11 protein-coding genes and 1 pseudogene are annotated in these 25,075 nt (G+C 41.0%); 8 read left to right on the top strand and 4 right to left on the bottom strand.

Annotation, left to right across the window (positions count from 1 at the left end):
- The first annotated feature begins 141 nt into the window (after positions 1 to 141).
- Complete coding sequence (locus tag LNTAR_RS07275; protein WP_007278021.1) at positions 142 to 3,612, top strand: hypothetical protein; 3,471 nt, start codon at positions 142 to 144, stop codon at positions 3,610 to 3,612.
- 236 nt (positions 3,613 to 3,848) lie between these two features.
- The gene (locus tag LNTAR_RS07270; protein ID WP_007278020.1) at positions 3,849 to 7,340 is read left to right on the top strand and encodes a hypothetical protein; all 3,492 of its coding nucleotides are present in this window, start codon (positions 3,849 to 3,851) and stop codon (positions 7,338 to 7,340) included.
- Positions 7,341 to 8,169: 829 nt separating this feature from the next.
- Here LNTAR_RS07270 and LNTAR_RS07265 read toward each other — a convergent pair.
- From LNTAR_RS07265 to LNTAR_RS26560, 3 genes and pseudogenes are all read right to left on the bottom strand, one after another.
- A complete protein-coding gene (locus LNTAR_RS07265; protein WP_007278017.1) occupies positions 8,170 to 9,894 on the bottom strand; it encodes a sulfatase in 1,725 nt (574 codons plus the stop codon).
- Between the two features lie 10 nt (positions 9,895 to 9,904).
- A complete protein-coding gene (locus LNTAR_RS07260) occupies positions 9,905 to 11,377 on the bottom strand; it encodes a sulfatase (protein WP_007278016.1) in 1,473 nt (490 codons plus the stop codon).
- Positions 11,378 to 11,905: 528 nt separating this feature from the next.
- A pseudogene (locus LNTAR_RS26560) lies at positions 11,906 to 12,985 on the bottom strand (IS110 family RNA-guided transposase).
- A gap of 249 nt (positions 12,986 to 13,234) precedes the next feature.
- Here LNTAR_RS26560 and LNTAR_RS25330 point away from each other — a divergent pair.
- Positions 13,235 to 13,999 carry a carboxylesterase family protein gene (locus LNTAR_RS25330; RefSeq protein ID WP_007278012.1) on the top strand — a complete coding sequence of 255 codons (765 nt, stop codon included), beginning with the start codon at positions 13,235 to 13,237 and terminating at the stop codon, positions 13,997 to 13,999.
- Between the two features lie 878 nt (positions 14,000 to 14,877).
- Here LNTAR_RS25330 and LNTAR_RS07245 read toward each other — a convergent pair.
- Positions 14,878 to 15,294, bottom strand: a complete 417-nt coding sequence (locus tag LNTAR_RS07245) for a transposase (protein ID WP_007278011.1) — start codon at positions 15,292 to 15,294, stop codon at positions 14,878 to 14,880.
- A 618-nt stretch (positions 15,295 to 15,912) separates the two neighbouring features.
- Here LNTAR_RS07245 and LNTAR_RS07240 point away from each other — a divergent pair.
- The 5 genes from LNTAR_RS07240 (at position 15,913) to LNTAR_RS07220 (ending at position 25,036) form a co-directional block, all read left to right on the top strand.
- On the top strand, positions 15,913 to 19,251 hold the full coding sequence (locus LNTAR_RS07240) for an outer membrane protein assembly factor BamB family protein (RefSeq protein ID WP_007278010.1): 3,339 nt from the start codon (positions 15,913 to 15,915) through the stop codon (positions 19,249 to 19,251).
- A complete protein-coding gene (locus tag LNTAR_RS07235; protein ID WP_007278009.1) occupies positions 19,252 to 20,055 on the top strand; it encodes a DUF1559 family PulG-like putative transporter in 804 nt (267 codons plus the stop codon).
- Between the two features lie 18 nt (positions 20,056 to 20,073).
- The gene (locus tag LNTAR_RS07230) at positions 20,074 to 22,221 is read left to right on the top strand and encodes a serine/threonine protein kinase (protein WP_007278008.1); all 2,148 of its coding nucleotides are present in this window, start codon (positions 20,074 to 20,076) and stop codon (positions 22,219 to 22,221) included.
- Positions 22,221 to 22,808 (top strand): RNA polymerase sigma factor, encoded by a 588-nt coding sequence (locus LNTAR_RS07225; protein WP_007278007.1) that lies wholly within the window; start codon positions 22,221 to 22,223, stop codon positions 22,806 to 22,808. Before LNTAR_RS07230 ends, LNTAR_RS07225 begins: the two co-directional genes overlap by 1 nt.
- Positions 22,809 to 23,326: 518 nt before the next feature.
- Positions 23,327 to 25,036 carry a sulfatase gene (locus tag LNTAR_RS07220; RefSeq protein WP_007278006.1) on the top strand — a complete coding sequence of 570 codons (1,710 nt, stop codon included), beginning with the start codon at positions 23,327 to 23,329 and terminating at the stop codon, positions 25,034 to 25,036.
- Positions 25,037 to 25,075 lie beyond the last annotated feature (39 nt).

The raw sequence follows: 25,075 nt of genomic DNA, 5'->3' as shown, positions 1-25,075 counted from the left end.
GCGAAATCCGCGAAGTGGCCCGTGCATAAGTTCAAAAAACCTTTTTACAAAAAAGTTACATCCGAGATCTATCCCTCAATTTATTTATGAGCTACTCTCAGAAGGTAATATTAAAAACACCATGACGGAGAAATTGAGGGAATGGCCACATTATATAAGAAGTACTTTTATTTATTAATCTTTTTGTTTTCATTGACTAGCTTTGCGCAAACGATTCTTATTGAAAACCGTGAAGAGAATGAGTCTCTATGGTCACTTGGCGCCTCTGATTTACTGAGCTTTTACCTGGAAGAACAAGGTTTAAAAATGGCTAATCGCGACTCACTATCTACCATGACAGGAGAAGTCGATTTAGCCGAAGCAAAGTTCAGCAAAAGCTCAATAAAAAAGGGTGATTGGTATAAAACTGATTTCATTATTACTGGTGAAGTTAAAACTGTCCCCGATAAGGGACTCTTTGTTCAAATCTCAGTCACTAATGTGAAAAATGCTCAGGTCATTACAAAGCAACAAAAGCAAGTTAAAGACGAAGATCAGCTCGCAGTCGAAATCGAAGTCTTTGCTCGCCTCATTGGCAAAAAGATCGCCTCCAATGCTAATCGGAAACTTAATAATGAAGTCAATGAAACTCAGGAGAAATTCCTCGATGCCATTACTCTATTCAAATTCTACAAAGCGATCAACTTAATAACAGAACAAAGAGAAGCCGAAGGCATACGTGAACTCATTTACATCACTCACAACAGCCCCAATTTTACGATCCCTTATTACTGGCTAGCCAGCTTTTTTAGAAAATATAATTACCTTAAAATTGCGGAATCAATCGAAAGTACTTCCCCTTCTCTTCTCAATAAGAACCAGCTCAAAGGCGTCTACCTAGTTCACGGTCAATCACTACCTAACAATGCTCTTCAAAGCCTTCAAAACGAGATCGAAAAATTAGGCTTCTATACTTTAAGCCCTCAAAGTCTATTAAAACTGGACCTGGAAAAAGACCTCCAGCATTGGCGCTACATCAAAGGCAGTCAGATTGCCCAATTGAGCAGCTACCTTTCGGCCTATACTATTAAGTTGAATTTAGATAACAAGCAGAACTACCGCTTAACAATCATTGATTCCATATCCAATAAGGTACTCACTGAATTCACCAGCTCAGATTTCAGTAAAGTCATCGAAAAACTCAAGTCCCTAAATGATTCAGATCAAATTAAAAAACTTAATGATAACCCTTCACAAAATAAGCCCAAAATCACTTCCTATACAAAAGGTAACCAACACGAGTACTTGGCATACCTGATCCAACAGCTTATGAACAAAGAAGGCTCATCAGAAGACATATGGCGTCTCATGAGTTTTTATCGAACCATGCATCTCAGGGAGCACCTTTGGCCAGAGATTCTAAACCGAGCTCCCAAAGAAAAACTTCCAATATGGAAATTAACTCACAAGTATCAAATTAAAAATAATGAGGGCCTTATTGGATCTCCCATAGATCGCCTATTTAGTTCTCCCGATATCGAATTTTCGATATACGAATTTAGTACTTTCTCATTAAAACATCAGGATATTCTTGGAAGTTTAAAATCTTATAAAAACAGTTCATTGCAAGCTCAGTATGCGTATACTTATAATTTGGCTATTGAACAAATTAGAAATAAAAAATATCACGAAGCATTACAACACTTAAACAACTTAAATTCAGTACAGTTTCAAAAGCTAAGCCTACCTGACGCATTTGCCTATAGTATTAATTATTGGAAATGGCTTTGTGCTTTCAAGCTTAAAAACAATAAACTTCGAGAACAATATTCGACTCACTTAAAAACAGAAGGGGACATTTATACAGGTATTATACCGTTTATTAGAAATGGCCACTTTAAACAAAGAGGAATTGCCTGGCAGATATGTGATATAACATGTATCTGGCGAGCTTTCAAAGACTCCTCTATCACAATGATTCCTTTTGGTAAGATGGACTGGCCAGAGATACCTCTTGATGCTGAATTAAAACATTCCAAAAATCTATATAAATTTTTTGATGTTTTTGAACATAAAGCACAAATAGGTGACATACCTCGTGAGAAATTAGGTGATTTTTATTATGCTTTGTACGGTTTAGACGCATTGCCCAATGCCGAAATAAACGAAAAAATAAAATCTCTTTGTTATAAATACAGGCACCTTTTTAAGCCGAGTGATTATTTGATAAAGATAATGTGTATCATCGGTGATTTTAAAACAGCTGAAAATATTATCAAAAATAGTAATTATCCGATTTCAGTAAAAGCCAAATGGTGGATGATAGTATGGCGCTACAATTACGATAAGAAAGAAGTCATTCGAAAAGCTGCCAATTATATCATATCTTCTAATGAGACTTTTACTGTACACCGTAATCTTATTGAATCTTGCTTTCGTTATAGACTATTTAATGAAGCCGAAAAACTTATCGATATATGTAAAAAAGTTAAACCTATTTCCGAAGAAATGGAGGCTACAATTGCCATACACAGAGCTAATTTAGCTTTTCATCGTGGCAACATGCTGAAGGCTTTACAAATGTACAAAAAACTACGCTTATCACGATGGTCCAACACCATAAACGGTGAAATTCACAATCAGGAAGTCAAAGATTACCTACCACGAAAAACACGCTTCATTGAATCATTAGATCCAAATCGGGTTTACACTCGTTCATGGGAACAGTTTAAAACATTCAAAATATCAACTGAATTTGTACGCGCTACTTCAACTATTGCTTTCGAGGTATTTACCCCAGAAGTCCGGAAGGATTTCACAGAAATAATGAACACCATTCGCTCCTTCAAATTCAATCAGGGTGTGTGGGCCAAGAATCAGACCGAAAAAAAAATCCAAGATCATTTAACGCGTTTTGTAAATAAACACACGGATCAAGTTCTACCTCAATTTATTCGCTATTTAGATTATCCTATACACAGGTTCAATAAACAGGCAGCTGAATGGTTGATTGAAAAAATGGCTTCACAAGAAAATAAAGAAATTATATTAGACTCATTTAGAAAAAACCAAGATCTTGCAAAGATTGCTTTTAAACTTGATAGAATAGAAGCTATAAAAATCTTTGAAAACAATATTTGGTCCACACTTCCAAGAATCTCATTTTACCCTAATTTATATGCCATTATTATCGATAATCATCTTACGGAGTATTACCCTCATTTATATAATCTCTGTTATGGCTTAGATACTGCTGCACCAAATGTTGTTTACTTGTTCAATAAAGCACAAAAAAGTAGTGCTCCTAACGATTATCAAGAGTATCAAAAATTTTTAAACAAGATGGTGTCCGAGGTATGCCCAGAAATTGATTTAAAACATTCTGGGCAAAGTATAATATATAGAGAAATAATGTTCAGTTCCTTTATACATGGTAACAAACAAGGATTAAAATTATTAATTCAATTATTAGACAAAACCGTCAATGGTAACAATGCTCTTCTACCTCCAAAATATCTTTTCAGATTTTTCCAAAAAGTAACCAAACAAAAAGTTAAATCTATCCAAGAAATTGAAGTAATAATGTCGACCTTAAAGTGGAACCAAGAAAAAAGGAAATGGATTAAACTTTAATTTATCTGTTCGGGGATTTGAGGATTTGAGAATTTGGGGATTTGGGGATTTGGGGATTTAATCCACAATGATCTCAGAGTTCACTGAGAGGACATAAACCTCGTGTCCTCTCTGAAACTACGGCATGGTGTGATTGTATATATATCTTCTTTTCAACAAAAAGGGCTTTTTACAAAAAAATTACATACTGGATCTACCTCTGTACGTCATTGTGAATTACTCTCAGAAGATATTGAATGAAATTTATTATTGAGAGAGTCGAGGGAATGACCTTAGTTTATAGAAAATGCCTTTATTTATTTGCCTGTATGTTTTCATTTACAGCCTTTGCACAAACGGTTATAATCGAAAATCAACAAGAGAACGACTCCCTGTGGTCACTTGGGGCATCTGACCTGCTAAGCTTTTACCTAGAGGAACAAGGCTTAAAAATAGCAAACCGTGATTCACTCTCTGCCATGACAGGAGAAGTTGATTTAGCTGACGCAAATTTCACAAAAAGCTCAACCAAAAAAGGTCAATGGAGCCAGGCGGATTTCATTATTACTGGTCAAGTGAATCCTGTTTCTGACAAGGGACTCTTTGTCCAAGTTTCAGTCACCAATGTAAAAAATGGTCAGGTTCTCACTAAGCAGCAGAAGCAAGTTAAAGACGAAGATCAGCTCGCTGTAGAAATCGAAATTTTCGCACGCCTAATTGGACAAAAAATTGCTGCTTCCGCAAACAAAAAAGCTGTTGATATTCCCATTGAAAACGAAAAACAATTCCTCGATGCCATTACTCTATTCAAATTCTACAAAGCGATCAACTTAATAACAGAACAAAGAGAAGCCGAAGGCATACGTGAACTCATTTACATCACTCACAACAGCCCCAATTTTACGATCCCTTATTACTGGCTAGCCAGCTTTTTTAGAAAATATAATTACCTTAAAATTGCGGAATCAATCGAAAGTACTTCCCCTTCTCTTCTCAATAAGAACCAGCTCAAAGGCGTCTACCTAGTTCACGGTCAATCACTACCTAACAATGCTCTTCAAAGCCTTCAAAACGAGATCGAAAAATTAGGCTTCTATACTTTAAGCCCTCAAAGTCTATTAAAACTGGACCTGGAAAAAGACCTCCAGCATTGGCGCTACATCAAAGGCAGTCAGATTGCCCAATTGAGCAGCTACCTTTCGGCCTATACTATTAAGTTGAATTTAGATAACAAGCAGAACTACCGCTTAACAATCATTGATTCCATATCCAATAAGGTACTCACTGAATTCACCAGCTCAGATTTCAGTAAAGTCATCGAAAAACTCAAGTCCCTAAATGATTCAGATCAAATTAAAAAACTTAATGATAACCCTTCACAAAATAAGCCCAAAATCACTTCCTATACAAAAGGTAACCAACACGAGTACTTGGCATACCTGATCCAACAGCTTATGAACAAAGAAGGCTCATCAGAAGACATATGGCGTCTCATGAGTTTTTACAGAACTATGCATCATAGAGAGCACCTATGGAAAGAGATTCTTAAACGAGCGTCCAAAGAAGAGCTCCCATCTTGGGAATTAACACATAAATATCAGATTCAAGATAATGGTGGACTTATTGGCTCCCCACATAATGAGTTCTCGTTTCATGATATACGTTTTCTTTCTTTCAAACATCAGGATATTTTAAAAAGTTTGAAACCATTCAAAAATAATTCACTCGAAACACAGTATGCGTACATTTATAATTTAGCTATTGAAAAAATTAGAAATAAAAAGTATCACGAAGCCTTACAACAATTCAATGACTTACATTCAGCTCATTTTAAAAGCCTCAATGTACCTAATAAAATCACGTGCAGTATTAATTACTGGAAATGGCTTTGTGCTTTTAAACTTAAAAACGATGCTCTTGAAGAATTGTACTCCTCTCAAGTAAAGCAGGATAGAAATAGTTATTCAACATATACTTATACTGGCATTATACCTATTATTAAAAATGGCCATATTGGAACTAGAGGAAACGACTGGCAAGTCAGTGATCTAAGTTCAAGGTGGTTGTATTTCAGCGATGACGCAATAAAGGTGCTCCCATTTGGAAATATGAATTGGCCGGAAATCCCCATGAGTAATCCTGAGTTAAAACATACCAAAAATCTATATAAATTTTTTGATGTTTTTAAATACGAAGCACAAAAAGGGAATATACCAGATATTCAATTGGACAGATTTTATAGGGCTCTATACTGCTTGGACATACTTCCTAATGCCGAAATCAACGATGAAATTAAATCTCTTTGTTATAAGTCCAGGCACCTTTTCAAACCTTTTCAGGCAAAAGATATAATGTGTATCATTGGCGATTTTAAAACGGCAGAAGAGATCATTAAAAGTAGTCGCTACCCTACTTCAGCAAAAGCCAACTGGTGGATGCAAGTGTGGCGCTACAATTACGATGCAAAAGAAACTTACCGAAAAGCTGCCAATTATATGATATCTTCTGGAGAAATTTTCACTGTTAACCGTGTTTTTATTGAATCGTGCTTTCGTTATAGACTCTTGGATGAAGTCGAAAAACTTGTGACCATTTGTGAAAAAGTGAAACCCAATACCGAAGAACTTCAATTTATTATCGCAATACGAAGAGCTGATTTAGCGTTTTATCGTGGTGACATGTTGAAGGCTTTACAAATGTACAAAGAACTGCGATTATCTCGTTGGGCCAATACCATAGATGGGGAAGTTCACACTCAGGAAATTAAGGATTATCTACCACGAAAAATAAGCCTAATAGAATCATTAAACCCTAATCGAACATATACTTGTACATGGGAAGAACTAAAGGTGCCTGACATAACGACTAATTTTGGATTCGCTACTTCCACTGTTGCGTTGGATGTATTCACACCTGAAGTTAGACAAGATTTTACTGAAATCATTAACACTGTTCATTCTTTCAAATTTAATCAAGGGTCTTTTTATACAACCAAAACTAAAACTAAAATACAAGATCATTTAACACGTTTCATCAATAAACATACTGATCAGAGTTTACCTCAATTTATTCGCTACTTAAATTATTCTGTACCCTCAGCTAATAAACAGGTCACAGAATGGCTGATTGAAAAAATGGCGTCACAGAAAAACAAACACATAATACTAGATGCATTCAGGAAGAATCAGAGCTTTGCAACATTGGCCTTTAAACTTGATAAAAATGAAGCCATAAAAATTTTTGAAAACAATTTTTGGGCCATACAATCAGAAGCCCATATGGAATACCATCTTTGTTCCATTATCATCAAAAATAAACTCAATCAATACTATTCAGTTTTATATGATCTCTGTTATCGTTTAGAGTATAAATCCCGTGAAATCCTCTATTTATGCAATAAAGCTCATCTAAAAAGTGCCTCGAATGATTATCAAAAGTATCAAAAATTCTTAAACAAAATGATGTTTGAGATATGTCCAAAAATTGACCTAAACGATTTCAGGCACTGCTTAATATATAAACAAGTCATGTACAGTTCTTTTGAACATGGTAACAGAGATGGATTAAAGCTATTAATTAAATTATTAGATAAAAGAGACAAGGACAATGATGCTCTTCTAACTCCAAAATATCTTTTCAGATTTTTCCAAAAAGTAACCAAACAAAAAGTTAAATCTGTCCAAGAAATTGAAGAAATAATGTCGACTTTAAAGTGGGACCAAGAAAAAAGGAAGTGGATTAAACCTTAATCCGTCTGTTTGGGGATTTAAGCATTTGAGGATTTGAGGATTTGAGGATTTGGGGATTTGGGGATTTGAGAAACATTGACTTTTGAATCTGCTTTCATAAAAGTTTCGCGCTGAGCCGCAGGGAACACAGAGGGAAAAAAGTGCTTCTTTAAGTAAATCTAATAAGCTCTTTCTCTCAACTCGGAGTCTGCTTAAATCTCCGACAGATTAGACTCCTCTCGGCTCATTGCACCCAACTTCTATGTCTAAAACTTAGTCGACTTGGCGTCTTTGCGTGGGAATTATAAATAAGCTACCCTGCGAACTCAGCGGCTCTGCGCGAGATAAATATTTTCTGAGTGATAAGCGATTTGTGGATTTGGGGATTTGGGGAAGTGAAAAACATTGACTTTTGAATCTGCTTTCATACAAGTTTCGCGCTGAGGCGCAGGGAGCACAGCGAACGATCTGGAAGCGAAGCGATCTGACCTCTTTATTCTCCCACACGCTGAAGCGTGGACTACATACATATTCTCACAACTTATAAAACTGCAGGCCGAAGGCCGATCTGCAGTGTGCTAAGGGAACGATCTGCAAGCGAAGCGATCTGACAACTCTATTCTCCCACACGCTGAAGCGTGGACTACATACTCACAGAACTACTCATCTCTTTTGTAAAGCAGGAAGGACTCCTGCGCTCCCAGAAAAATCTTAGTTCTTACAGCGTAGCGGTCTCATAGCGTAGCGGTCTCATAGCGTAGCGGTCTCATAGCGTAGCGGTCTCATAGCGTAGCGGTCTTTCAGCGTAGCGGTCTCATAGCGCAAAGCGCGCTCTACTTTCGAAGAAAGTTCACTTCTTATCCCCAGCCTTCTCGTAATACCTTTTATTATTATTTGTCCCGACTAGTTCCGTCCTTATTTTGGATTCATCATAAGCCCCATCAGCTTTGGCTTGGCTAATAATATCCAAAATTACTTTTTTGACGGCGGCATGCTCTTTACCGCGTTCAGAGGATAGCGCTGCCTCACGTCCTGCTTTACTAGCTTTGGTGTAAATAGGGCCCCTAATCTTTTTCCCAAGAAGGTCTCTTTGGATGTTATCAATGGTTTTTTCTATTTCTACAATTTCGGGAGCATTTGTTTTTGGCATCATTGCTTTAAGCTCAGCAACTACCTTGGCGTACTCTGGATTATTGATCAAATTATTGTGCTCGAGGGGGTCATTGCTATGATCATAGAGCTCCATTTCATTATCTTTGGGGTATTCAATCAAACGCCACTTCTCAGTTCTTACAGTGTTGTACCCACGACTGTGAGTTGTTAGCGATGGATAATCCCATTCCCTATCTGGATTCTTTAGTAAAGGCACCAAACTGTGACCATCTAATTCAGGGTTGGGCTCAAAACCACAGAGATCTAAAAGAGTTGGGTAGAGATCGATAGCATTGACTGGACGATGAGTTTTTTGACCAGCTTTGCTAAGCCCTGGAGCGATAATCCCCATGGGAATATGGGTAGTTTCTTCCCAAGTTGCGAACTTCTTCCAATGACCCTTATCACCAAAGTGCCAACCATGATCACTCCACAACATAATGATGGTGTTATCTTTCTCAGGTGAAGCATCAATAGCATCCAGCAAACGCCCAATTTGATCATCAACAAAGGTACAAGAAGCCAAGTATCCCTGAATAGCGCTTGTCCAAAGACCCGATTTTACCATAAAGTCATGAGTCTGCCCACCAGCCATACTTTGACCCTGTTTTCCCAAATCATCGATGTCATTTTCTTTAACAACTGGTGTGGGAATTTCATCCAAAGGATACATATCGAAGTATTTGCGTGGCACCGCCCATGCTAGGTGAGGCTTAGTAAAACCACAGCCGAGGAAAAAGGGTTGGTCTCGCTTTTCATTGAGTTTGCGAATGATGTAATCTACCATGAAAGCATCTGGCATGGCCTCTGGTGGGCAGTCCAAAGGCCCCCACTTAATGGCATCTGCCTTGCTTTTATCTTTAATTGTGAGCGCTTTCATTTGGCGTTTACGCTCAACTTCATATGCCTTATTAGCCTCGTGAAACTGCTTTTTTAAAACCATGTCTGCTTCACGACCTTTGGGATCGCGCTCTTCAGTTTGGATGTGCTCATCCCATGAATCGGGGTGATAGGTATGAAAGTTTTTGCCACCACCAGCTACAAAATAACCTTCTTTGCGAAAGCGTTGCATAATGCTCACATCATCGCGATTTTTAAACATCGGCGCTAATTGCCAGGTATGGGGGTTGCGATACACCCCATGTTTAGAAACGGCGACACCGGTAAAGACCGAAACCCTGGATGGTTTACATGAGCCCCCTGGAACATGAGCATTGGTAAAAAACATGCCGCGCGCCAAGAGCCGATCAATATTAGGTGTTTTATAAGCAGGATAATCATATATAGCCTGATACTCTCGCATGGCACTAATCCAGTGATTCATGTCGTCAATGGAGATAAAAAGTACATTGGGTTTCTTTGCATCTTCCGCAAAAGAACTATTGAAAATTAGTGCAGTAATTAAAAAATAGATAAATTTCATAATGTTTCCTCTAGAGCCATTTCTTATTCGCTTGGTTAGCTTTTGTTCTTTCTATTTGAGAACTCACCTTAGTATTATCCGATGAGTCCGGCTTAAGTCTTTTCTTCAGTTCACCTAAACGTTCAGCATAAACATCGTCGATATCCCAAGCTCCAACTTCTGCCACATAGACCTTGAGGAGCTTATCCATTTCGGCGGCTTTTTCGGGCATGCTATTGATTAAATTCTTTTCCTCTCCCATATCAGTCGCCACATTATGTAGGCGCGTTTCTCCGGTATTGAGTTGGCGCATGAACTTATAGTCACCCATGCGAATGGCCGAAACGGGCACACCTGCGTAATAGGGGTAATGAAAAACGAGGAAAGGTGTATTGCGCTCCACTTTTCCTTCATTACCATTGCGGAAAACATCCACTAAGCTGCCACCATCGATATCATCAGGGAGTGGATTGGGATTACCGGAAAGTTCGTGAAGTGTCGCGAGGAAGTCGTACTGAACAATCGGTACATCACACTGGGAATCGGCAGGTATACCTGGACCACGTACGACTGTGGGAACACGTAGTCCACCTTCCATCATTTTTGCTTTACCACCCTGTAAACTAGGATTGCCACCGTGACCACCGCCATTGTCTGAAGTGAAAATCACGTAAGTATTATCGGCGATGCCGTTGTCATCAAGTGCTTTTAACATCGCTCCTAAGCTATCGTCCAAATGCTCAATCAAGGCCGCATATCTAGCGTCTTTGTAGTCCACATCACCAATCTGATATTTTTTAATCGTTTCTTCCAAAGCCGCATGTTTAACGTGAACCGCATAGTGAGATACCATCAGAAAAAACGGTTTATTGGCTTTTGCTTGAGTATTGATGAAATCCACCGAGCTCTTGGTCAGACTAAAAACGCGTTTGGGGTCATCGTCAGGAATGGGCTTCCTATTTTTTATACTGAGCCAATCACCATGAAAATTCCCATTGCCCTCTTTGATATCATCAATATTATCCGTAATATCATAACCAATGTCATCCATGCGACGAATCGTCATGCCCTTGCCAAAATGTGCCGTTACATAATTGGGGTCAGCTTCTTTGACAAACTCCGCCATGCCCTTGTGATTCTTAAGGTCTATGCCATTCTTTTTGGCCATAACGTCGTGAACATTCATCACTTTTGTCTTAGCAGTGGTCTTACCAAACTGCAGACTAATGCGCGAAGGTGTACAAGTCGGTGCAGGTGAATACGCATTGGAAAAACGCATACCATCTTGAGCTAAGCGTTCCAGGTGTGGTGTCTTATAAAGTGGCTTGGTCAAGTCAGGACGATCTTTCATCATGGGTACCGACGTGTCGCCATAGCCTAGATCATCGGTATAAAAGATAATGAAGTTGGGTTTCTCAGAATCCTTTGCGAATGTCGCAAAAGAAAGGGTAGAGCAAAACACGCTGAGTGCCATGATTGAGCGAGTACGTAAGTTAAATTTCATTATTACCTCGAGTATTGATTCATAAAAATGTCTTCATTGATCAATCGAGAAAGTTCGGCCCTTCTAACATCACGCGTTTCAAAAAAGCAGCAAAATAAACTTTTTTGATTAGCCCTTAACGATGCACCTTGGTCTATGCTCCGTTCCTTCAGAACGGAATGAGAAAAAAACTAAGATCCTATGGTTGAAAACCATAGGCTCCCATGAGAAGGCATTTACAAGTTACGGTTTACATTAAAGTTATATATTATTTAGATAATTGAGAAAATCAGTTTTCAAATGTCGATAAAATTTTGTCTTGCTTCCATTCGCACTCTTTTTTGTGGATCGCCAAATCCGGTGCATGATTGTATCCTATTTGATGCTGCTATCTGAGTTACGAACTTTAAAAAGATTTGGCTAAGCTCTTGTTCTACCTATGGTCCGCAGTCATCTAATAAGACATTTGTTAAACTTTTTTCTTTTTAAATTCTTTCCTTATTTGTGATTCAATAAAATGGTGGGGAGGTTGGCTGGATTGGTGGATGATTATGAAACTTTTTTAAAGGTTTTTTTATGTAAGGGATCATAGTTTTCTCCACTAATCCAAATTCGATGCATCAGAATCCCGAGCTTCCTTGCAATTGCAACTACAGCCTTTTTCTTAGCTATTTTACCTCCGCGGCCAGTTATTCTAAGTCCATAGCTTTTTAGGTCAGAATCGGGTGAACGATCGCTTAATATAAATTGAGCCGATCCTACTAACAATGATCTCAGATAGCGATCTCCCTGTTTTGTAATACTCAGCTGTTTATCACACTCTCCTGATTGATCTCTTTTTGGAGTAAGGCCAAGAAAAGGTCCTAGATCTCTACTTTTGTGAAAGCGTTTAGGGTCATCAATAGTTAAGACAAAAGATAAAGCTGTAATGGGACCAACACCTGGTATTTGCTGAAGTTTTATAGCTTCTGGACATGACTCTTCACTTATTTGAAGAATCCGATCATCTAATCTATTGATTCGATCTGTTAAATCTTTACATTCTTCGAGAAGTTCTCCAAGAGTCGGAATTAACTCATCAGGAAGGTATTCAAACATTCTTTCGCCAAAACGATTTGATGCGCAACTAGGTAAATTGGTGGCACCAAGGCTTTTTAATAATCCACGCACACAGTTGATACATTTTGTACGAGCTACAACAAAGTGTTCACGGGCACGAATTACGGAAAGCATTTGTTGGGCTGATATACTTCGATGTTTAATTCCGTGAAGTAGCGTTGGGTCCATTCGAGCTACACGCGCAATCTTTTCAGCATCTCTTTCATCGCATTTATTTGTGTCAGCTCAAATCATTCGTAGTTTGCGGGCATTGGCTATAATGACATGAAAACCCATATCCTTAAGCTTCGTAGAAATCCATAGTGAACTGGCACCAACCTCCATTGCGACACGCACCTTTGAGCAAGCTTTATATTGTTCAAAATACTCTTATAAGCAGACAATATTATTTTCAATTTTTGTTTGATCAATTTTCTCTCCAGCGGAATTCAAAACACAAATATCATGTTTTTTGTTTCCAAGATCAATTCCTATTGTGATTTCAGGTACTTCGATAGTAATTTTAGACATGGCAGTTCTCCGTTAGTTTTTTCGTTAACTTAACTAATATCAGGCAAGGTCTGCTAGCAAGTGGACTTTGCCGAGGGCTGCCTTCTCATACTATCTGAGTTATGCTACGTACCTTCGGCACGGCCTCTTTCTTGACTCAGCATCAAGAGATTCATCGTTAACTGAATAATCATCTAAACTTTAAAATAATGTTATATCCCACTCACGACTCACGTAATGCTTATAAATCCATCAACTAAGGACGGTGATATGAATAAAGTATTAATGTGTGCAGTTTTGATATGTGGAATCTTGGCAACGACGGCTTATGGCCAAAAAAAGGGTAAAGGCGGAAGTCCAAAAACGGCTTTCAAAATGGAATTCGTCACTATCCCCGACAACATAAGCTCTAGTTTTGAAACCCTAAAAAAACAGGTTTTACTCTGCCATCCGCTGAAAAACACTAAGGAGAAATCTCCCTTAGTGATTTCACTTCACGGCCTTGGGGGTGGTTCCAAACCCGTTGAATCTCGCTTGAGATCATCAATTATCAAAGAACTCTCAAAAGCAGAAAACCTCAAATACGGTGCCAAAATCCTCGTTCCTCAAAGTGATCCCACTTGGAATCCCGAATCACTCTCAAAAATGCTCGATTATATTTTGAGCGAGCACAAAGATATTGACGTAAATCGCATTTATTGCGTCGGCTATAGCATGGGCGGTAAAGGAACTTGGGAATGGGCTATGCTGGAGCCAAAACGTTTTGCCGCTATCAGCCCCAAAGGCTTTATCCCAGACTATAGCAAGACCGCAAGCATGGCGAGCTTAGCTATCTGGGCCATGGTGGGAACAAAGGATAGCCAGCCCCGTGTCGATGGCATCTCAAAAATGAAGGACGAATTTGCCAAAGTGAATTCCAATTTGGTTAAGCTATCCATTTTCGAAGGGGCGAATCACAAAACCGCCTCAGCTCAAGCCAAACAAGTCGAGGGCATGTACGACTGGCTTTTTTCACACAAGAACACCAGTAAGTAACGCGCCACGATGATTAGTGTTTAGGTACGAAGTCCCAGCAGATAATAGCGTCCACCGTGAGGTGGATGATAATAAAATTTAAATTAGCAAAGGGCCCAAACTTGGGTCCGACATATGATATTTCGGACTCATGCTTGAGCCCTCTCATTAATATTCGTAACTGACGTGTGGCTCACGCCACACGCTATTTTATGTCGGGCTGAAGCCCTCTACTATTTCTCCCATTCGACATGTGGTTCACACCACACGCTATTTTATGTCGGGCTAAAGCCCTAGATGATTCATTTTTTAGGTACGAAGTACCGGCAGATAATAGCGTCCACCGTGAGGTGGAAGATAATAAAATTTAAATTAACGAAGGGCCAAACTTGGGTCCGACATACGATATTTCGGACTCACAAGTGAGCCCTTGTTCCTTTTGTCAAAATTTACATGTGGCTCACACCACACGCTATTTTATGTCGGCCTAAAGCCCTCTACTATTTTTCCCATTCGACATGTGGTTCACACCACACGCTATTTTATGTCGGGCTAAAGCCCTAGATGATTCATTTTTTAGGTACGAAGTACCGGCAGATAATAGCGTCCACCGTGAGGTGGATGATAATAAAATTTAAATTAACGAAGGGCCCAAACTTGGGTCCGACATACGATATTTCGGACTCACAAGTGAGCCCTTGTTCCTTTTGTCAAAATTTACATTTGGCTCACGCCACACGCTATTTTATGTCGGGCTAAAGCCCTCTACTGATTTGCCCAATATGGCAAAGCCACACAAGTTAATTAGGTGCATATCATCGACAGAATGTAGCATGCCACCGTAAGGTGTATGGCTAAAGTTGGATCAGCCTCGAGGGCCCAAACTTGGGTCCGGCACTTCAACTAAAATGATAGTTATCTAAAAAGCTCTGTAATTCATCTTGATATGATATTTTTTCATGATGTGCTTTCTGTTTTTCTATATATCTTTTAACTTTTTGACACACACTAGCACTCACTGAAAATGCCCCATAACCACGTTGCCAACTAAACTTATCATCATATTTTTTCATCCACTTTGAAGAATTGCTTTTCACTTTACTCACAAAATTGGCGACAGATATTTTTTGTGATAATGAAACTAAAAGATGTATATGGTTTCCCGTCCCATTTATAGCCATAATGTGACAAAATAGATTTTTAGAGATCCCAGATATGTATGAATAGAGCTCTGCCTCATTATCACTTCTGATAAACGCTCCGCTTCCTACATGAAAAATTATATGGACATAAACTTGATTGAATGATTTAGACATAATTGACTCCAATTTATTTTATTATAGCTAATATAAGATAGTTATTAATAATTCGCAAATTTTTGAATAATTATGTCGGACTCACAGGCGAGCCCTTATTCCTCTTATCAAAAAATACATGTGGCTTACGCCACACGCTATTTTATGTCGGGCTGAAGCCCTCTACTGTTTTTCCCATTCGACATGTGGCTCACACCACACGCTATTTTATGTCGGGCTAAAGCCCTCTACTATTTTTCCCATTCGACATGTGGTTCACACCACACGCTATTTTATGTCGGTACATGTGGCTTACGCCACACGCTATTTTATGTCGGGCTAAAGCCCTCTACTATTTTTCCCATTCGACATGTGGCTCACGCCACACGCTATTTTATGTCGGGCTGAAGCCCTCTTTAGGTACGGAGTACCGGCAGATAATAGCATCCACCGTGAGGTGGATGATAATAAAATTTAAATTAACGAAGGGCCCAAACTTGGGTCCGACATACGATATTTTATGTCGGGCTAAAGTTCTCAAATACATTTATTCCTCAAGTACATGGCACCAAAAAAAATCTATAACTTTTTTACAAAGGTCGTGTTAGAGTAAAGACTCATTTGCGATTCATCTAGCAAATGAACTCAAATTTAGGCTTGACTCAAATGACAAAATGGCAGACATTACTAACACTCTTTTTAATCCCGCAGATTTTATTTGCTGGAAATCTTCCCGACTTTTCCGATACTCCAGGTGGCATGCTACTCTATCTAGGTGCCCCCGATAAAGAAAATCTTAGCGAGCTCATTGAGCTGACTAATGGCGATCAATGGAATGGCCAAATCCTTATCAGTGACGCGTCCAAAGTTAGCGAACTTCGCAAAGCTTTAGAGAAAAATGGCAATGGCTCGCTCTCAGTCCGCGCCTATAATGGCACTAACCTGCCCGTGGTCAATAACCTCATCAACCGAGTGATGATTGCGAACTCCGCAACAACTCCCAAAGAAGAAATCTTTCGAATTGTCGCCCCTCGCGGCAAAGCTTACTTCGCTACTCATGGTGAATGGAAAGCTAAAGACAAACCCGTACCCTCTACAATCGATGACTGGCCCATGGCTTTTTATGGCGCCGATAATAATGCTGTAAGTTTTGACGAAATGGTGGGCCCTCCCAAGCATATTCAGTGGCGAAGTGGTCCTTCTTGGACACGTTCTCACGAATTGATTTCTAGTTTAACCTCTATGGTTTCTAATAATGGCGTACTCTATTACATCATTGATGAAGGTTCGCGTCTCTCGGCAGTTCTTCCCGAAAAATGGCGTCTTGTGGCCCAAGATGCCTTCAATGGCAAGGTCCTTTGGAAGCTCGATCTAGAAACTTGGCACAATCACTTATGGCCCGTAAAGTCTGGCCCTGCTCAACTTCAACGCCGCCTCATTGCTATTGGCGATAAACTCTATCTCCCCCTTGCAGCTGGTGCTCCGCTCTCTGAAGTCGATGCAAAGACAGGTAAAGTTCTACGTTCTTTTGCGGGAACTGAAGGCTTGGAAGAAGTCGTCTTCGATAATGGCTCACTCTATGCGGTCACTGGCGAAAGTGCGAAAGCCCAAGAAGGCTATGAGCTCTCAAATGTGGAAGTTTGGGGTGCCGCGGGTGATGCCACAGGTAAATACCGCTTTACAGATAATCAAAAGAACAAAATCATGCAGATCGAACAAAAGAGTGGTAAAATCACTTGGTCCTATAGTTCCGCCATTGTCCCCAATACCATGGCCGTTAATCATAAAGGCGTATTCTTTCACAATGGTAAACAAGTTATTGCCCTGAAACCCGATGGCTCAGAAAACTGGAAGGGGCAAGAATTTAAGCTCAAAGGTTATAAAATGGGCACTGCTGTAACTCCGACTCTGCTTTGCCAAGATGACGTCGTACTCTCGACACTAGGTTTTGATTTTAAAGACGGCAAAATCTACGCTCATCACATCGACACGGGAAAAATCATCTGGACCTCGAAACATCACTCTTCAGGCCACAGTTCGCAGGATGACCTCTTTGTGATTAATGGCCTCGCTTGGTCAGGCGCTATTGCCCGCATTCAGCATCAGGGTGGTAACTATGATGGTCACCACCTCAAATCAGGTGAAGTGGCAACTTCTTTTCCACCCAATGTAAAATCCAACTTTTGGTTTCACCAACGCTGTTACCGTTCAAAAGCCACGGCAAAATACGTCATCCCTGCCGCCACTGGGACTGAATATGTGGACCTGCAAAACAAAACTTGGGATGTGCACCACTGGTTGCGCGGTGCCTGCCTCAATGGGATTCTTCCTGCCAATGGCATGACTTACATCACCCCTCACCCTTGTGCCTGCAATACCGAATCGATGCTACGTGGTTTCAGTGGCCTCGTAACTCCCGGCATGCAAAAAGCTGTTATCGACATCCAAGAAAGTCCACGCCTCGTCAAAGGACCCGCATTCAATACGCCTCTTAAAGAACAGGCTCAGGGCTGGAATCATTTCCGCTACGGCAATAAACGCTTAAGCTACAACGAAAATGCGGTCTCCGCAAAATTAGCTCCGAAATGGGAAGTCAAGATTGCCCCGGGAGAAAAGCTGACACAGCCCGTGGCCAATAATGGCCGAGTTTACGTTGCAGCCGTCCGTAAGAACACTCTTTATGCTTTGGACCAAAATACCGGTAAAACTCTCTGGACTTTTAATACGGCAGGTCAAATCGACTCTTCTCCTTCACTATGGAAAGGTCGTGTTATCTTTGGTAGTGCCGATGGCTACCTCTACTGCCTCAATGCTGAAGATGGCGAATTAGTCTGGCGCTTCCGCGGTGCCAAAGGCGATCGCCAAATGACCATTGACGGTCGTATGGAATCTGTTTGGCCAATCCATGGAAGCAACCCGATTGTCGATGGCACTATTTACTGCCTCGCCGGACGCACCATCTTCCTCGATGGTGGACTTCGACTTTGTCTTATCGATGCCGCCACTGGTGAACTGAAAAAAGAAGTCATTCACGGGGACAAAGACGAACGCGATGGCATTCAGGTTCAGGTCAAGAACCAAGGACAAAAAATGGTCCCTGGCAATAGCGATATACTGAGTTTTGATGGCAAACACATCTACATGAATTCCCAACGCATTGGGCTCGATGGCAATAGAATTTACAAAGATGGTCATGGCAAACACTACAAGACACTGACTTTCAGCCGCAGTGATCAAGATGGCGAAGGCACTCACCTCTTTGCTCCCGTTGGCTTTCTCGATGACTCTTGGCATCACCGCAGTTTCTGGATTTACGGCAAAGGCGCCGGTTCAGGTTGGGGTGGCTGGCAAAAGCCAGGTAAATACGTTCCTACCGGACGCCTCATGGTAGTGAAACCCGACCATACGGTTTATAGCTTTGGTCGCAAACCAGAATTTTTTGCTCAAGCCCATATCATGGAATACATGATTTCTTCGTCGCAAGGCAATGCCTACAAAGCGGGCGATTGGGAAAAAACATTTACTCCCATCCGCAATAAAGAAGCGTCGATCACCAACTGGGAAAAGAATAGTAAACTTCCCATAGAGAAACTTTCTTCACTCAAGTTCAACTGGCGCAATACGGAGCCCGGCTTACTTGGTCGTGCCATGGCGGGCGCAGGCGAGAGCCTCTTCATTGCGGGCCCGCCGGATATTCTCGATGAGACCAAACTCTATGGTCGCTTCAGTCAGCCTGATTCAGTGGCTAAAATAAAAGCTCAACAAGATGCCATCGATGGATCCATGGGCGCTATCTTGCGTTCGGTTTCAACCGCAGATGGCAAAACTGTGGCTGAATATAAGATCAGTGCACCTCCAGTTTTCGACGGCATGTCAGCTGCCAATGGTAAACTCTTCATCGTCCTGCAAGATGGCTCGATGGTTTGCTTAAACTCCGCAGATGATGCTAAGGAGTTAAACGCACAAGTGGAGAAGTAAATGAAAAAGAAATTCACCCTCATTGAAATTTTGGTCGTCGTCGCCATCATCGGCATTCTCGCCAGCCTGTTGCTGCCCTCACTCAAAAAAGCAAGAGAATCTGCACGTCGAGCCACCTGTATAAATAATGAAAAACAAATTGGCATCTCATTTGCCCTCTATCAGGATGATAACGAAGGATACTATCCAATTTATGGTACCACTTTTGAAGACGATATTTCCTGGGACGATATGCTCAGCGATTATGATGGCAGAGAAATTAGCGACGCCGATAAACTTACAGAAGAACTACGTATAGATGAATATAGTGTCGGCAGCTACCTCTGTGGTTCCAATATACAAAATCGCGACCCGATCCTCATAAAATCTTACGCCATCAATGATTCATACAGTGGTGATAGTGTGAGAGGCATTGCTGGGTGGAAAGATGATGCGGGGTGGTCGACAGCCATTAATGATGTAGTCAATACCAGCAATTTTATCATTTTAAACGAGGTCCAATTTTGGTCAAACAAAATGGGTTCCACTGGCGCTTGGGGGGAAGGTGGTCCTAGAGATTTTGCCGATGGCCTTTCAGTTGCTAAAGTTGAAAGTAAGCAGAAAGCCGAAGATAAAGGCGGAATCAAAGGCTTTTATATTCACGACTCAAAAAGCTATAAAATGAATTTCCTCTTTAGTGATGGTCATGTGAAGTACCGTACTGTACCTAGCACAATGGGAGATGGTGCCAGTGCATTTTATGATGGCAGTGGTCGCAACTGGAGCTACTTTGTTGATACGCCTTGGAATTCTTTAAGTGATTAATGCGTAGAGCTTAAAATCTTGCAAATTTTTCAAAAGACACAAAAAAACATCTTCTCATCTTTAAATCAATTGAAAAGTAGCTCTTGGGCGAGTGAATCCACGCCCCAAGTCTTGCACTCTGCTTCCAAAAAGTTTAACTTGGAGGACATGAATGATGATGAATACAGCTTAAACCGCAATGTCAGTGACTTTTTTGATGAAGCCTTAGGTCTTGGCCTCGCGGAGGATATCAAACTCTCCCAAAACGATCGCTACCTGCCCGGTAAAGAAATTGCCCGTGGGGGCATGAAGTCCATCGAGAGTACGGTAGATATCTTGACTGGTCGCGAAGTCGCAAAGGCCTTGCTCATTGCCAAAGACGATCCCGAAAAAACCGAGCGTTTCTTTCACGAAGCTCGCATCTGTGCCTCACTCGAGCACCCCAATATTGTCCCCGTTTACGATACTGGCTTCGATAAAAATGGCCTGCCTTTTTTCACCATGCGTTTACTCGGTGGACAAACACTGCAAAAAAAAGTCACCAAGACCGAGAGCTCTGTAGCTGACCTCATTGATGTCTATGTCAAAATCTGTGATGCCGTTTCCTATGCGCATTCCCAGGGGATTTTACACCGCGACCTCAAACCTGATAATATCCAAATCGGCGATTTTGGTGAAGTTCAAGTCTGTGACTGGGGGCTTGCCTGTGAACATGGCTATAAACATAGCAGCGAGAAAGACAAAGAAGAAACCAAAGAATTCTTCCTTCCCGTTACCCTAGATGGCATGATTAAAGGAACACCGGGCTACCTGGCACCCGAACAAGCCCAACCCACTAAGCAGGAACTCACCGCCACCGCCGATATTTACTCCCTTGGCGCCATACTCTATTTTATCCTTAGTGGTAAAGCACCCCTAGAAGAATGCGATACACTGCAATCCATTCGCAAGACAATTGCCGGAGAAATCACCCCCATAAAGGTTTTTAATCCCAACGTTTCCCACTCGCTAAATGCCATATGTCGCAAGGCCATGGCCGTAGAGACCGCAGATCGTTATCAAAGTGTGGAAGAACTCAAGAATGATATCCTCAAATACCAACACGGTTTTCCCACCGCAGCAGAAGAAGCGGGCCCCTGGTCTTCCCTCAAACTCTTCATCAAGCGCAATCAACGAATTTCTATTTTAATCGCCATATTCTTTGTTGTCTTCAATAGCTCTCTTTTCTTATTTTTGATCAATCTTAGCGCCAAAGAAAAGCAAGCACGTGAAGCCGAAACCATTGCGAATCAAGCCGCCGAGCAAGCCCTCAAGTCCGAAGTTTCTGCGACTCAGGCAGCCGAGCAAGCTCGCCTTTCCGAGCAAGAAACTCTCGAAGCCATGGCCATGCTTGCCGCCAGTGAAAAGCAGGCCCGCGAAACTCTAGAAAACCTGCAAAGAATGACGGCGGAAAAAAATCAAGTTTCTCATAAAGCCGCACCCCGCTTCTTACGCTTAGGCCGCATGAGTCTCACTGAATTTAAATTTTCTCAAAGCCTTGAAGAACTCAACCAAGCTCTTGCCCTGCAGAGCGATATCTCCCTAGGTAAATTTACTAAAGCAAAAATTTTAACTGCACTGCTTCGTTTTGAGGAAGCTGAGCAATATTTTTTAAGAGCAGAAACGAAGCGCAATGATTTTCTTAAGATCGTAAAAGAAATGAAAAAAGAGATCTCGTCCCCTTCTGAAGCGACTTACGAAAAGATTGTCAAAATGTTTCACCTCTATAAAAAACAAAACATGGCCATGCTCCATGTCGATGAATTAATCTATAGTCCTGCACTTCATTTTTTGACTCAAGAGCAGCGACGTCAATTAGCGCTTGAACTTGGTATTCTATTCCATGCACAAAAAGAAATGCCCTTTGAAAAGTTCAAACCCATCATCGAAAAGAAAATGCCCCAAGTTCTCTATAAAACAGGAGTCACTTCATTTAACCTCCGCAAATTTAAAAAAATAAAGACAAAGATGATTGTGGGAGAAAATACTCAAAGTGTGATCATGCCGGAAATGATTTCACCCAAACTTGTTTTAGAAAATTTAAGCCTTTGCCCCAATATAAAAACGATTTATATTAGTCCACAAACTGACCCACAAACTTTCGAAAGTATCGATGTTCAAATACTCAATTATAAGGATATCCCCTGATGGCCGATTATAAAAACACACGTGTGACTCTCCTGCATAGGCTCTGTAGTGATGAAAAAGACGAACTCTCTTGGGGTGAATTTACCGACGCCTACAAGCGTTATATCTATCTGCTGATTCGAGGTATGAAAATTGACCACCACGATGCCGAAGATTTAACTCAAACATCTCTGCTGGCGATTTGGGAAAAAATTGGCGGCTTCAACTATTCCCCCGAAGACTGTAAATTTAGGACCTGGCTGTACCGCATTGTTCGCAATAAAGTTATTGACCACATACGTAAGGCTAACACCAAGAAAAATAAAAAAGTCGATATCCCCGACGCCGAGACTCATTCAGATCCAGAGATCTATGATATTGCCGAAAAAGAATGGCGGGCGCATATCTCCGATCGAGCCTACAGCAATATTCAAGGGAACTTTTCCGAGAAAGTCATGCAGTGCTTTGACTTAACTCTCAAGGGAAAATCCACTGCGGAAATCGCAGAAATCACCGGCATTGCCGAAGCCACCATCTACGTTTATAAACAACGCGTCAAGGATGCCCTCTGTCACGAAATCCGCATCCTCAACGACAAGTGGTCCTGAAAATCAGTATTAAATCAGTTTGATAGAATAGCCCTCAATAAAGTAAATCATTTTTGAGTGCTGAAGGCACGACATAACTTAGCCTGGCTCGCCAGAGCTAGGTGAACAAAACAAACAATAAAGGGAGTTATTTAGAAACCAGCAGGAAATCAATCAGATTGCTTTTGAGTGCTGAAAGCACGACATAACTTAGCCTGGCTCGCCAGAGCTAGGTGAACAAAACAAACAATAAAGTGAGTCATTTAAAACAATCAGGAAATCAATCAAATTGCTTTTGAGTGCTGAAGGCACGACATAACTTAGCCTGGCTCGCCAGAGCTAGGTGAACAAAACAAACGATAAAGAGAGTTCTGAAAGAACGGCATAGAGCTCTATCCCCCCCCCATGACTTCTCCACTACGGAAGCAAATACTTCATAAAAAATGATTTTTTTCTTATTTTGCCGTTAGATCCTCAAAATAAGCTCGATTCATCCATAGAGAGATATTTTATTAAAGACAATTTATAAGGATTCTGATATGCTCAAATATGTTTCAAACTTCAAGAAAGGCTTTACGACGGCCTTCTTATTATTCATGGGACTCGGACTCAACGCGGCCGAAAAACCTAACTTCATCGTTTTTTACATGGATGACCTCGGCTGGGCCGATACTTCTCACGAAATGAAAAAAGGCATTGAGGAATCAAAAAGCGATTTCCACGAAACTCCCAATGTGGAAAGACTCGCAAAACAAGGCATGACTTTTACTCAAGGTTACTCCCCAGCTCCCACTTGTACTCCTTCACGCATCAGTATCCACTACGGCAAAACAAACGCGCGCCTCGGTTACACGACTGTCCACGATGTATTAGCCAATAATCGCGGTCTCAAAGAAAGCATTCCCAAAGACAATAAATCCATTGCTCAAGTGATGAATGAAGCGGGTTATACAACAGCTCACTTCGGCAAAGGCATTGCCATTGCTAAACCACAAGAAATTGGCTACCAAGTTCACGATGCCTATGATGTTGGCGATAATGGCAACTACCACGGAGATTACGTTAAAATCGCTCCTGAAAAAGAACGCGAAAAACTTCCCGTCGATAACCCCAAAAGAATTTATTCCCTCACAAAATCCACTGTCGATTTTGTCAACAAACAATCAAAAACTGAGAAACCTTTCTTCATGATGGTTTCGCATTACGCCGTTCACGTTCCCCACGCAGCCAGTCCTGAAGTGATTGAAAAGTATCGCAAGAAAAAACGTGGTAAACACCTACGCGACGAAGACTATTTAGACCCCTCAGAAATGACTGTTGGTCAACGCACTTGTACTTGGCGTTTACAATACGCAGCGATGCTCGAAGAAGCCGACATGAACTTGGGCGCCATTATGGATGCACTTGAAGCCAATGGTCAAGCTGATAACACCTACATCGTATTCACTTCTGATAATGGCGGCGGACTCACGCCTAACGGAGTTCTCACCGGCGGTAAAGCCAACCTCTTTGAGGGTGGCCTTCGTGTCCCAACAATTATTGCGGGTCCAAAAGTTCTTAAAAATCAATACTGCGATGTACCTGTAATCCAGTGGGATTTACTCACAACTTTCCACGATCTTTCCGACTCTTCAGCTCCCCTCCCAAGCGATGTCGATGGTGGTAGCCTACGCAATGTTTTTGCCAAAGGTAATGCAGGGAAAGTTAAACGTCCGAATGAAGGCATTGTCTTTAACTACCCCTATTACGCAGCCGCTCCAATCAATGCGATCATCATGGGTAAATACAAACTCATGCGCCAACTCAACACAGGTGAAATCAAACTCTTTAATATTGATGAAGACTTGGCAGAGAAAAATAACTTGGCTCAAGAAAAACCAGAAATCGCGGCTCGCTTAGCTCAAGAAATGGATTCTTACCTCTCAGAAGTTAATGCTCCTAAAATCGAAGACGTCTATGAGGCTCGTTTAACGGAGCTCGCAAATTGGATGAAGGAAGCCAAACACAACTATAAAAATAATCTTGAAATTCGCTCCAGAAATAAGTCGGCTTCCGAAATTACCCAGATCAAAGCCCTACTCCAGAAAAAATATGATGCCGATATGGCTCGCTTTAGTAAATCCACTGAGCACTGCAAAATGCAAATGCGCAACAGAAACTTCATTGGTGGCAATTACGAAAAATCTTCAACAACTAAAAAAGTTGAAAAACCGGTGAAGACAAAAAAACAAAAGACCTTTTCTATCTAAAGAAAAATCGCGCCTTGTAAAAACAAGGCTCGAGATTCC

It is taken from the genome of Lentisphaera araneosa HTCC2155 (assembly GCF_000170755.1).
Classification (GTDB): domain Bacteria; phylum Verrucomicrobiota; class Lentisphaeria; order Lentisphaerales; family Lentisphaeraceae; genus Lentisphaera; species Lentisphaera araneosa.
Note: the sequence above shows the minus strand (reverse complement) of the source record. Positions and strands in the feature narration are given on the sequence as shown.

Bases quoted from the DNA above. Each gene is read 5' to 3' on its own strand.
- LNTAR_RS07275 (WP_007278021.1), top strand. From the start codon at position 142: ATGGCCACATTATATAAGAAGTACTTTTATTTATTAATCTTTTTGTTT.
- LNTAR_RS07270 (WP_007278020.1), top strand. From the start codon at position 3,849: ATGAAATTTATTATTGAGAGAGTCGAGGGAATGACCTTAGTTTATAGA.
- LNTAR_RS07265 (WP_007278017.1), bottom strand. From the start codon at position 9,894: ATGAAATTTATCTATTTTTTAATTACTGCACTAATTTTCAATAGTTCT.
- LNTAR_RS07260 (WP_007278016.1), bottom strand. From the start codon at position 11,377: ATGAAATTTAACTTACGTACTCGCTCAATCATGGCACTCAGCGTGTTT.
- LNTAR_RS25330 (WP_007278012.1), top strand. From the start codon at position 13,235: ATGAATAAAGTATTAATGTGTGCAGTTTTGATATGTGGAATCTTGGCA.
- LNTAR_RS07245 (WP_007278011.1), bottom strand. From the start codon at position 15,294: ATGTCTAAATCATTCAATCAAGTTTATGTCCATATAATTTTTCATGTA.
- LNTAR_RS07240 (WP_007278010.1), top strand. From the start codon at position 15,913: ATGAACTCAAATTTAGGCTTGACTCAAATGACAAAATGGCAGACATTA.
- LNTAR_RS07235 (WP_007278009.1), top strand. From the start codon at position 19,252: ATGAAAAAGAAATTCACCCTCATTGAAATTTTGGTCGTCGTCGCCATC.
- LNTAR_RS07225 (WP_007278007.1), top strand. From the start codon at position 22,221: ATGGCCGATTATAAAAACACACGTGTGACTCTCCTGCATAGGCTCTGT.
- LNTAR_RS07220 (WP_007278006.1), top strand. From the start codon at position 23,327: ATGCTCAAATATGTTTCAAACTTCAAGAAAGGCTTTACGACGGCCTTC.